A 12,907-nucleotide genomic window follows, 5' to 3' on the forward strand; every position below is an offset into this window, starting at 1 on the left:
ACTTCATCATAAGATAATCATACAGGATAATCATCAATTACGAAAGCAGCAAGCAAACTCAGCATAATCTGCCCTAAACTGTATCTGTTACAGAATGAACCATTAAATAAATATATCAACACCGTTAGGCCTAAAAAAGACAAAAAAAAGAGAAACACCCTTCACAGCTTATAAAGCTGATTCGGCGGCGGACGTATGAAAAGGAGTTCATTCCCTGCCATACGTCCGCCGAGGTGTTTCTAAAGTAATGTCGGCTTAGCTGTATTATAACAGCGCGTTGATACTGTATCTGTGATAAGAATCACACACATTGTAGATCTTCACATTTTTTCCAAAAGGATCCGAGATCCCCCTCCACCCTGCTCAGCAGGTACTACTACCAGCTTGCGTGGCAGTCGTGCCCGAAGCTCTGGAACATGGCTGATAATGCCGACAGACAGTTGGTCGTTATGCAGTCTTTCCAGTGAGGTGATTACCGTATCGAGCAATTCCGGATCCAGCGTACCAAAGCCTTCGTCCAAAAAGAAAAATTGCAATGGATACTGCCCCCGCAGCTGAATCTGTGCCGAAAGTGCAAGTGCAAGTGACAAGGAAGTTAAGAACGTCTCTCCGCCGGAAAGCGTGGAGACCGGTCTTCTTACACCACCGTTTCCATCATCACGGATTACAAAGCCACCACCCGAATCAACCTCCAGCGCATAACGCTGTTTGCTCAGGAAACGAAGCCGCTGTGAAGCAGACTGGCATACCTGCATCAATTGTTCCTCCGCAATATACTCAACAAAAGCATTTCCACGTAAAACCGTCTGCAATTTGGACAAATGATCCTGTAGAGAAGCATGTTCTAGCCGCTGGGCTTCGAGCTCCATCCAGCGAATATGCCGATGCCGCAGATCCTCCAGATCTCGCTCTGCGCGCGCTCTTGCTTGCAGCGACATTTCATCCTCTGACTTACACACGCTTAAGCTCTCCTGGCTAACTTGCCACTCCTCTTCACTTAAGTTGGCTCCGTCAAGCTTCTCTTCAATATTGCGCAGCTGCAATGAAACTTCAGCTTCTTCCGCACGATGGGCATGTACCCGAGAAGAAGAAATTTCCCGCTCTTCAGGTGCGAGAGCTGCTCCTTCAACCTCAGCGGCGGAACTAAAAGGTGAAGAGGTTAAGCTTTGCTCCCACAGATGGCTTGAAGTCACATAATGCTCTCGAGCAGATTCTGCAGCCTGGCGGGTAATCGCTGCCTCCTTGATCTCATGCTGCGCTTTTTCAGCTGCCGTGAGATGTAATCGTTGGCTGGTCTCCACAGCTGCTAACAATTCCTGCAGACGACGCTCACACTCTGCTAGAAGAGGGGCAGCAGCGCGGCCATTAGTCCACTCCAAAAGACGCCGTTCTTTTTCACGCTGCAATTCTTCTTTGCCTTCCATCTGTGTATTCCACTGAGTAAGCTCTTTATCGAGTCCGGTGATGGTCTCCTGAAGATTCTGCACCGAAGCGCTTTTCTCATCCAGAAACTTGACACTGATTTCCAGTCGGGATCTAATTTCCTCAGCTTGAGCATCCTTGGCTAACAGCTCACGATAAGCTTTTTCTACCTCTTCCGGTGCCAAATCAGGGAACTGCTGTACCCAGTTCTGCCGCAATGCGGCTAGTTGGCCACTCAGTTCCTCGGCTTTGGCGGTTAGGCCTTCTACCCAGCTTCGCTCACCTTCGGCACCCGCTGCTTCTTTGAGGCATAGCTGCTGAACTTCCTGCATCGATTGCTGCCACTGTATCGCTGTACGGCGCAGTTCTCCAGACTGGCTTTTTAATGCTAAAAATGCAGCATCAAGTTCTGCCAAAGCCTTTTCATCTGGAATGGACTTATCGGTAGAGGAAACCTCAGTAGTGCTGACTTCTGAGCCTGCCGCTGCAGGATGATTTACCGTATCAAAAGCTCCATCACCAAACACCTGCTCCAGCCAAACCAGGTCCTGCTCCCGCAGACCACGGAACATATGGCGTGCTTCCAAAGCACGTCTGGACAACACCCGAGCCTGTTGAAGCTTTAACTCCAGTTCCTGTTGCTCTACGTTATCCTGCAATACAGCAGGGGCCGGGTGGTGTTCGCTGCCACATACAGGGCAAGGTTGTCCTGCTTCCAATTCTTTAGCCAATCCAAGCGACAGTCTGTGCAACTCATGCCCCTTGAGGGCCGCTTCCAAAGAACTGATATGTTGCTCCAGACTTTCTGCTGCGGTGCACGCAGCTTCTTCTGTCGCCAGCAGCTTCTCTTGATGCATCGCCGCCTCGCGGATCTGCTGCCCGCGAGAAGCTTCCTGCTGCCCGCGACGGCCCTCGGCCTCCGCGAGGCGCGCCTGCGCAGCCGCGAGTGCAGCGGCACGCTCGCGGCGCTCCTTCTCCGCCTTATCCCACTGGGATTCGGCGGAGTGCAGCCCTTGCAGTCTCTGCATCGCTTCTTGCAGAGACTGCCGCTCCTGGGAGCGGACACCGAGCGGCTGCAAGCTCTGCTGCAGCTCTTGCTGGCGCTTTTGGCCCTTGGCCAAAAGCTCACGCTCCCGGGCCATGCCCTCCCGCAGCTCCGCCAGCTTGCGGGAGGCCTCTTCGCGGCGCTCGCGCAGAGCCGCGAGTTCGCGCCGCAGGGCGCCGAGCTCGGACTCGAGCTCGAGCGCGCGGCGGTAGGTGTCGGCCCCCTGCCGGAGGGCCGGCTCTTCCGCCGCAAGCGCGGCCTGCGCAGCAGCCGCGGCCGCAGAGGCATGCGCCGCCTCCTGCTCGGCAGCGGCGGCCAGCACCTCTTGGCCCTCCGCGCGGGTCAATCGGCTCTTGAAGGCATCTTCCGCGCTTCGCCATGCTTTCAGCGCGGGAAGCCTAGCCTCGGCCTCGTCAGCTTGGCCGAGCTTCCGTTCAAGGAGGAGAATCTCCTCCTCCTTGGAGAGCAGTCCCTGCCGCTGCAATTCGCGGCGGGTCCGTTCCTCTTGCAGCTCGCGAATGCGCGTGAAACGCTCCGCGACCTGCAGTGCCGCCTCCAGCTTGCGGCGGCATTCCGCAGCATGCTGGGCTGCTTGTTCGAGGCGCTCCGCCGCTGCCTTTACATCCTCTTTGCCTGCGTTGCCAAGCCCCTGCTGCTCCGCTTCGAGTGCGCGGAGCGCAGCCTCATTCTCCTTCACCCGTCGGCTAAGCTTCAACGCAAGCTGATCGCCATACTGTTCCAAATGGAACAGGCGCTGCAGCATTTGTCGGCGGTCTACGCCCCGAAGCGATAAGAATTCGGCGAATTTCCCCTGCGGCAATACAACTGCTCGCGTGAAGTCATCCATCTTGAGCCCAATATGCTCTTCCACACAACGTGTAACATCTGCGAGTTTATCCGCCATAACGTTATCCCCGTCAGGTGTAACTTCAATGAAACGGCTAATGGTGTTACTGACTGTTTGCTCACCTGTCCGCTTGAACTTACGTTCAACGCGATAACGATGTGCCCCAGCGGAAGAAGTGAGTTCAAAGGTAAACGCCACGCTGAGTGAATCCTCAGAGTGATTCATAATCCCCTGTGTTCCATTAACGGCGCGCTCCACTTTGCCGTACATCGCCAAAGTAATAGCATCCAGCAAACTGGACTTGCCGCTGCCCGTAGGTCCAAAAATCCCAAACAGCCCGGTCTCACACAGACTTTCAAAATCTATTTCCTGCATTTCTCTATAACTCTGCAATCCTGCAACTTTTAATAAAATAGGCTTCACCTTAGTTCTCCTCTCCTTCCTCCGGCTGCTGCCGTTCTTCTTCGGTTAGCTGTAAGAACAGCTCAATCAAACGATCCTCCGGCTCCGCCCCGCCCGTCTGGCGCTGATAGAATTTACGGAACAATTCTTGTACAGGCATACGTGAACGGGAAATCTGTTCGAGCTCCAGCTCCATTTGCGGATAAATCGGACGAATATGAATGATCCCCTCACGTGATTTACGCAGGCGCTGAATATCATTCATCGACATAGCTTCACTGAGCCGAATCTCCAAATCTATAAAAGCGGAAGCATCTCTACCTTCATCCAACCAGTTATATACCTCTTGCAATCCCCCCGTAGAGCTCCATCTTACAAGTGGACGCCCACAGCGAAGATAGATTTCTTCGAAGGTCGGCTCACCGCCCGGCGCAACATCAATCAGCGTCACCGACTTGGCTTGTCCTGCTTCCGAAAAGCTATATGCCAGCGGGGATCCGCTATAACGGATCATCCCTTCCCCTTTTACACGCTGAGCGCGATGAAGATGGCCTAGTGCAGTATATTGCGCTCCACAGGATAAGGCAGAAGGGTCTACAGTGTAAGCCCCGCCCACCTGAATCGGGCGTTCCGAATCACTCTCTACACCTCCAAGCACATAAATATGGCTCATCGCCAAATTCACGGTTTGTGGCGTAAATTCCCGTCCCAACAGTTGCATAAGTTTGCCTACCCGTGCGCTGTAAGCTAGTCGAAGCTCCTCTTCCCCGCTGTCCCCAGCAAGCAACTCACCGAGACGTGCCTCAGAGGGATAGGGAAGGGCTGCGATTTTGGCAATCTCACCTGTCCGCGCAGCATGAACTGTCACTGGCTCTGAGGTTGGAAGTCCTACCAAGGTAATCCCCTGCCTTAATACAAGCGGGGAGACTGAAGATACGCGCTCCGGTTGGTCATGATTGCCGGCAATCACCACAAGGGGCCTGCCCCCTGAAGTCAGCCTGGCAGCAGCCTCATAGAATAATTGCTCCGAAGCCGCTGGCGGATTAACGGAATCGTACACATCTCCCGCCATCATAATCAAATCCACCTTATGAAAATCGGCGATCTCCACCAATTCATCTATGAACTGCTCTTGCTCCTTCTGGCGGCTTCTTCCCTCCAGCGTACGGCCCAAGTGCCAATCCCCCGTATGCAATATCCGCATCTTCGTCCTCTTTCCCCGCTCCTATGCGGCAATGAATAATTTATAATTTCACAGCATGATCGCCGTCAAAAAAGTACAGCCAAATCTCGCTGATCGGTTCTCCCAAAATATCATGTAATGCCTTGCTGTATAACTCTAGCTGAAAACGATATTTTTCCTTAAGTGCCTCTAAGCCGCCCTGATGTTCTAATACAGAGTCCGTCTTATAGTCTAGCAGAATAATCCGGTCCTCTTCTCGGAACAGGCAGTCAATGACCCCTTGAATCAGTACAGCCTCACTAAAGCCTTCCTTATTGTTCTCAGGGGAAAGCTCCGAGACGGCTTCATTCATATAACCGAGCCCTCGATAAGCCTCACCTGCGGGAACCATATAACTGAACGGCATTTCTCTAAGCTTCCAAGAAGAAGCTATTAATCTACGTCCAAGTTCATTAGTATAAAAAGCTTCTATCTGATCGGGAGCTACAGCCTCCACCTGCTCAGCAGTTAGAATAGCCACTCTCTGAAGTCGGGCTAAGGTTTCTTCCACAACCCTAGGATCAACTGAACCCTCCAGCGGAATATGCTGCATGACTGTATGGTATGCTGTCCCGCGTTCCGCTGGGGTTAGACTGCGTTTTTCCATAAATTTCGGACGCCGCAAATGAAGACTGTCCGCACCTGCAACACTTGGACGTTTATCGGTTTCTATTGAGGTTGTAGAATTGCCTTCTTCCAGCAGATCAAAAGAGGGCTGCTCCTGCAACGACAACAACGCTTTTAACTCCGTAACAGAAGTTTTAGCCGGAATACCTGAGGCTGCCGCATACGGATAATTCCATTCCAGTCTTCTAGCAATTTCATCGCTAGTCTCTGTTTCATATATATTTACAGCTTCACCCTTATGCAGTGCTTCGAGTACAGCTTGCCGTTCCTCTACCTTCTCCTCAGTCTGATCCGTTGGCAGGAACGCCCCAGAATTAAGTTCGGAAGCATTTTGCACACTGATGCTCCAGTTGGAGACATCGTTGTGCAGCACCGTGGAGACGGTACCTTCTGAACCGCCCAGCTTACGAAGAATCGCCGCCGCAGGGTGCCGGATCAATGCCGGTCCAACCCAGTCCAAATAGCTGCGCCCTCGGGCCAGCAGATGATCTGCAAGCAGCAGCTCATCCCGGTTCTGTACGCTGCTCCAGCTAGCGATTTTGCGCGGCAAATCTCTTACAGTGCCTACTAGAATCATTTTATCTCTCGGACGAGTTAACGCTACATATAATACACGCATCTCCTCCGCTAATAATTCAAGCCGTGTACGCCGGTTAATAGCCAGATAAGGAAGTGTTGGGTAGCTAACTCGCGTTTCCCGTTCCACAAAACGCGGCCCAAAGCCAAGCTCTTTGTGCATAAGAAATGGCGAATGCAAATCTTGTCGATTGAACTGTTTTGCCATCCCGGCTACAAAAACAACAGGGAACTCCAGCCCTTTGGATTTATGGATGGTCATGATTCTGACGCCATTGCCTTCTTCACCGCCACCGCCAGCTACACCCAGATCTCCGCCGTTCTCACGAAGCCGTGAAATGAACCCCAGAAAACGGAACAATCCACGCGCTGCGGTGTCATTCTCAAATTGCACAGCCCGATCATACAAAGCTTTAAGATTGTTCTGGCGCTGCGAGCCTCCAGGCAGTCCTCCAACCCATTCCAGATAGCCGCTCTCCCCATAGATACGCCAGATCAGCTCACTGAGACTACCTTGTCTAGCCGCATTTCTCCAGCTTTCCAGCTGTTCTAGGAAATGTCTAAGCTTGCGCTTCAGTTCTGGACTGATCTGCGGCAGATCTTTATCAGGTAAAACATTATTCTCGACGGTGCTTGCGGATTCAATCACAGGAGCCGAGAAGAGGTCATACTCTTCTTCAGCCTCTTTTGCATCTTGCATATCCACCGCCATCTGTACTGCTTGAAAATAAGGACCCTGACTACACATACGCACCGTAGCCAATTCTTCTTCCGTTAATCCGACCACAGGTGAACGAAGTACGCCAGCCAGCGGAATGTCCTGCTGAGGATTATCAACTATTTTTAAGAGGGAGAGTGCAATTTCCACTTCTGTAGCTTCAAAATAACCTTTATTCAGATCACCATAAGCAGGGATTCCTTCCATCCGAAGCTCTTCGATGATCAGAGGGGTCCAGATTCTTGCCGAGCGAAGCAGGATTACGATATCACCGTAAATAACCGGGCGCATAATCTTGAGTCCTTTATCGTAGATAAGCAGCGGCGATCCACCGGTCATCCCCGTCATTTGTGAAATACGCCGGGCAATTGCCCGTGCTTCCAGCTGCGCCGTCTCGCTCTCAATGGCTTCACTCTCCTGAAGTGGCGCCTCACCGTCTTCAGAAGTCTCTTCTGACTTCCCTGTTGTTGAACCACGATCTATCAATAATAACTCCGGTGCAAAAAAGGTATCGGGACCCTTCTCTGCTGCACCTGGGAAATTCGCTCCGTAAACAAGCTCAGCGCGTTCGTCATAATTAATCTCCGCTACCGTCTCATTCATAATCTGCCGGAAGATCATATTAACGGCATTCACAACCTCCATGCGACTGCGAAAATTACGGGCCAGATCGATAACCGAACCGCTAGACGATTCATTAGTAATTTCAGATGGATCATCGATTGGGTGTGAGCCAAAGCTGCGGTATTTATCCAGGAATAGCCCCGGCTCCGCCAGACGGAATCGATAGATACTTTGCTTCATATCTCCGACCATAAACCGGTTACCGGGTGTTTCACGGGATATTAGCCGCACAATCTCCTCTTGCACACTATTCGTATCCTGATACTCATCCAGCAGAACCTCATCGAATTGAGCACGGTATTCCATAGCTGCATCAGAAGGCAGGGAATGACCGGGCGTAGAGTCCGGATGGCGTAGAATTTGCAGACAATAATGCTCCAAATCACTGAAGTCGACTAGACCTCTTCCTGCTTTTTCAATTCTATAACGTTCACCGAATGCTATCACTGTCTCTGCAAGCTCTGCCATCAGTGGAGCCGCTTCGTTCAGCTCTTTCAAAAAAACCTCAGGCGGACGGCCAAACAATGCTTTCTGAAGATCTAAAATACTCTTCTTCACACTGTCGCGCAGTTCCTTCACCATCTCCTGCAGTCTAGGATCTGTCGAATCCTTCTTACAAGCCTTTAATTTTCCAAAATATACTTCCATAAAAATATCATATAATTCTGCCCAAGGTCGTTCGTTAACGGCATCCTGCAGTGCATTTACCATCTCAAGATCAGTGGTTAAATTCTCAGCATAGGGTGCCGGACCACCCGGTTGTAGTGCAATCTCCCGGCCTTGCATCAGCTGACTGGCTGCACCCGCAAGTGTCAGCTTCGCTTCTTCAAGAATGCTCAGCACCCATGGCGTTCCACCCAGACTTTCGGTGTCTGGCAATGAGAAATCAGCTGCAGTATCACGGAGCCATTGCGCTGGCCAAGGATGGCTGCGGGCGTAATCATGCAATCGCTGTATGAGCGCATGCACTGCATCATCACTGCGTTCACCACTGAACCAATCAGCGAGCTGCACAAATATGCTATCCTCGCCATCCGCACCTACCTCACCGTACTTTTCCTCCAGCAACTCTTCGAGCAGCTCCTGCCGCATCATCTCCGCTTCATGCTCATTTAATATGCGGAAACCCGGATCAATCGGAATCATTTGATAATAACGCCGGATCACTTCCAGACAGAAGGAGTGCAACGTTGTAATCGAAGCTTTGCCCAGCAGGGATAGCTGACGGCGCAAATGGTCGTTCTCCCCGTTCTCCTCCAGCTCCCGATCAAGGGCTTCCCTGATCCGCTGCCGCATTTCGGCAGCCGCAGCTTTGGTAAACGTGGCTACTAGTAGCCTGTCTACACTGAAGCCGTTCTCTTCCTTACTGATCTTTCGAATAATCCGTTCTACCAGCACCGCCGTCTTGCCGGAACCTGCTGCCGCAGCAACGAGGATGTCATCACCGCTCTCCGCAATGGCGCGCCACTGGTCATCACTCCATATACTTCCTTCCGGTTTCGCTTCTATTTCAGCCTTCATACTCAAGGTGTAGTTCCTCCTTTGCGGGACAGCAGATCCCATATAACGTCCTTCCCTGGCTTACCCAGATTGTTATAGCTGTTACCTTCCACAGCTTCATCGAACTGGCAGACAGGTCTAAAGGAACAGAATGTGCAGGCGGTCTCCTGCCCAATTCGGTACGGCTCAATCGCTACATCACCCTCTGTTATCCGTGTCCCGATATCCGAGATCGTCCCTCTAACGGAGGATAATAGATGGCCCCACTGCTCTGGTGTAGCTACTGAGGCACTGCTATAAAAGCTGCCGTCAGCTTTTACTGCTACAGGCACGATAGAAGAATACCCTTTGTCTAAAGTCGTATCCATCAGGGAGACAACCTCACGATCTGCTGTAAGCAGTCCTTTCATCTTGAAGCGTTTCAACAGCTCTTGCTCAGCCTGTTCCTTGTTCATCCCGTTGGATGAAGTTAACAACGGATCATGCACATGGAAATAAAGTGTGCCTGCTGGAAGTGCCGGCTGCCCCAGCCATTGCTCCGAATATGTCAGCAGCACATCCAAATAAGTCAGCATTTGCAGCGACAAGCCATAATACACCTCATGCAGCTTGAGATCCTTTTGGCTCGATTTATAATCAATTACCCGCAGAAGAATACCGTTCTCTCCACGAGCCATGTCTACACGGTCAATCCGGCCAACGACCTCCATCACACAGCCATTCGGCAGCGTAATTCTTAAAGGCGGCAACTCCTTATCCGGTCCAAAATCCAGCTCCAGCCCTACTGGCTCAAAGCTGCCCCGGCGGGCGTGCTCGCCCAGAATCACAGAAGCACGTCCAACAATATTCTTAAGCTTACGGGAGATGTACCCGTAACGTTTGGAGCTCATTAGAATTTCACCCTGCAACATCGGAGATAGCCGTTCTACTGTCTCACTGGCCTCACGCCGACATTCATCCGGAGATAAGCTGCCCCAGCCCCGTCCCTCTTGTTTCAGTCTTATCGCCATATCACTTAGCGCAGCATGGAACAGCTGTCCAATATCAGGTGCTTGCAGCTTATATAACTGGCGCTCTTTCAGTCTTAGTCCGTAGGACGCAAAATGGGAAAATGAGCACGCAACAAATTTCTCCATCCGGGACACACTGCCCCGCAGTGTTGAGCCACCATACAATCTGAGGCTTGTGCCACGCTTTAGCTTCGTTCCCTCATTACGATAGAACAGTGAACTTAGCAAACGTTCCAGTTGAAATTTACGATCTTCGTTCTTAGTAAACCAGTTATACACATCCCACCATAGCTCCGGAATTTCTGTTCCTTGGCGCCACTGCCGCAGCTGCATAATCAATGCGCGAAGACTCTGTTCTGGTTGACCAATGAAACCGAGATGGATAGGATTTCCGACTTCTATAGGTAGTCCCGAGGGGGGAAGTGCTGACAAGCTGTGCTCTTGAACCCTTGGGAACATTCTATGCAAATGCCGGATAACCTCAGAGGGAAGGAGAGCTTTGCCCTCATCATCCGCTGTAGCGTAGCTAATCCAGAGCTTTCGGCTTCCTGTCGTTAGTGCATTATAGATCAGAAACCGCTCGTCCAGCAGTTTACGAGAAGCGCCGGGAGCAAGCTCCATTCCAGCATTCTCTAGTACGGAGCGTTCACCTTCCGAGAGAATTCCATCTTCCTTAAACTGCGCAGGCACAACACCTTCATTAAATCCAAGCAAAAAAGCGTATTTAACCCCCGTTGGGCGAGTCCGATCCATATTGCCGACCAATACTTGATCCAGTGCGGGCGGAACTAGTCCCATTTTAAGTTCAGCAAGACCTGTCTCTAGAACTCCAGTGAACACTTCAAACTCAAGTCTTTCATTGCCCATCATTTCTACTATCTGATCTAGCAGATCAAGTACCTCACCCCACAACTGGCTATGTTCCCTAGCCTTCTCGGGTTGGCCCTTCTCCATAGACTTAACACTGAGTTTCTCCAGCTTCCGTGCAACATCCGTCTCTTCAAGCAGCTTGTACATTGCCGTACATAGTTCAAGGCCGCTTCGGCTTTTCTGGATTCGTTTCTCAAAAGCAAATAATGGACCTGTTATACTAGCACGGCATCGTTCCATAGTAGCAAGCAGTTCATCATCCATCTGTCTGCCGCCTTCCAGCGACAAGCTAGGAATACCTTTCCAGGAGCGGCCATCTGTCCAGCGGTACCCCTGAATCCCACAAGCCAGCACATAGTTTTCTAAAGCATCCATATCATCACGCGTAATACTACCGTCTAGCGGAAGCAGAAGCTCCGTCTTTACGCAACGGAATACATCCTCATAACGCCAGCGACGACGCACTACATCCAATGCGGAACGTATAAACTCCACTAGCGGATGATGCAGCTCATTCACCTTCTGGTCCAGAAAAAATGGCACTCCATAATCTTGGAACAACGGCTGAACCAGCTGCTCGTAATCGCCAATATTGCGCATCAATACGGCCATTTCGCCATATTTTGCACCTTCATCCCGCGCCAGTCTAGTCATTTCGCGCAGGGCTCCCTCAACCTCTGCTCTGTGCGAAACTGCGGCGCCTATGGATATAGCCTCTCTTGCCAGTTCATCCGCATCTATCCAAGCCTTCCGGCGATCATATCCCCGTTCAAGGTGCGCAAGTACTGGACTTTCTTCAAAACGTGGAAGAACCATTGGCTCCAGCAGCTCGTCCCATACATCAATGCCCAGCTCTTCAGCAATTCCACGCAGTTTAATGTAAGTAACCGCAGTTGGGTGAAACAATTCAAGCTCATTCAACTGATCTCCATAGGGGTAAGGACGATCAATTGTAAGCGAAACCGTCAGCCTCGAAGCTTGCTGCATCAATTCTCGAAGCACTACGAATTCCTGCGGAGTAAATCCATGGAACCCATCTACCCAAATCTCTGCCCCGCGAATGTAGGAGGAATCTGGAATATGCTCAGCCAGTTCTGCTAAACGATCCTCTTCATCGATATAAAGACGGGACATTTCCTTCTCTAAATCGCTAAATACCAGCTGTAAATCATCCAGCTTACCCTCAAGAATAGGACTTCTTGCAATAGCTCCTCGCATAGAGGACAACTGTTCCTCTAAATCAGTGGAACCCAAACAGCAACGCTTCATCTCCGTGTGCAGTTGGTTCAGACGTTCCACAAAACCCGGTCTGTCTGCTGAGGCACCGAATAATTTCAGTTCCTCTTTGCGGCGACTGATGATTTTGTAAATTAACATTTTCTTACCTTCTTCACTGATTGGCAGACTTGCACTGCCACCAGTTTCCTGCTTCACACGATAGGCAAGCCGCGAAAAACTCAGTGTCTGCGCCCGAAGGCTTCCCTTCACATTCCCTACGGTCAGAAGCCCCCGTTCTGCTCCAAAAGAACCTTGCTCTGGCACAAGAATAATAATCGGCGCACCAAGCGGTTCCTTTTCTAAGGAAGAAGAGATAGATTCCCATATTTTTGTTGTCTTGCCACTGCCCGAGCGGCCTAGTAAAAAGGTTACCGGCATAAATGATAGACTCCTTCCGTAGCGGAGAAAATATATAGAATACAGGGTGAAATATCCACCCATTGATTACACTCCAATTAAAAAAGTTCAGTGATTCCTCGTCCCCTCAGTATATCATAACCACACTAATCGGAACATGTGTTTGCTAGTATTTTCTAATGTTTTACAAAGGATAAACAGCTATGAGTACAAATAAAAAAAGCAAACCTCCGGATTTTGGCGGCTTGCTTTTTAGAGTGTTTAGTTTGTTTTTAATGCCAGTTGTGCAACGTTAGATAGGAGCTGCCAATGTCGGAGCGTAGGGTCAATGTTAGACTGTTGGCGTTCAGCGTTCAGCGTTCAATACTCAACACCCCGCACTCAACATTAGCACTCTACGCCGATCGTT

4 protein-coding genes are annotated in these 12,907 nt (G+C 50.7%); all 4 read right to left on the reverse strand.

The genetic code is table 11. The annotated features are described in order from the left end of the window. Positions 1-320: 320 nt before the first annotated feature. The 4 genes from MKY14_RS14435 to addB are packed head-to-tail and all read right to left on the reverse strand — an operon-like array spanning position 321 to position 12,519. The gene (locus MKY14_RS14435; protein WP_340920311.1) at positions 321-3,737 is read right to left on the reverse strand and encodes an AAA family ATPase; all 3,417 of its coding nucleotides are present in this window, start codon (positions 3,735-3,737) and stop codon (positions 321-323) included. A gap of 1 nt (position 3,738) precedes the next feature. After that, positions 3,739-4,920, reverse strand: a complete 1,182-nt coding sequence (locus tag MKY14_RS14440; RefSeq protein ID WP_076136581.1) for an exonuclease SbcCD subunit D — start codon at positions 4,918-4,920, stop codon at positions 3,739-3,741. 40 nt (positions 4,921-4,960) lie between these two features. Continuing rightward, positions 4,961-9,004 (reverse strand): helicase-exonuclease AddAB subunit AddA, encoded by a 4,044-nt coding sequence (addA, locus tag MKY14_RS14445; protein ID WP_340977051.1) that lies wholly within the window; start codon positions 9,002-9,004, stop codon positions 4,961-4,963. A gap of 2 nt (positions 9,005-9,006) precedes the next feature. Continuing rightward, positions 9,007-12,519: a helicase-exonuclease AddAB subunit AddB gene (gene addB, locus MKY14_RS14450; RefSeq protein WP_340976695.1), complete on the reverse strand. Its 3,513-nt coding sequence runs from the start codon at positions 12,517-12,519 to the stop codon at positions 9,007-9,009. Positions 12,520-12,907 lie beyond the last annotated feature (388 nt).

Source organism: Paenibacillus sp. FSL R5-0887, from assembly GCF_038002305.1.
Taxonomy (GTDB): domain Bacteria; phylum Bacillota; class Bacilli; order Paenibacillales; family Paenibacillaceae; genus Paenibacillus_AQ; species Paenibacillus_AQ odorifer.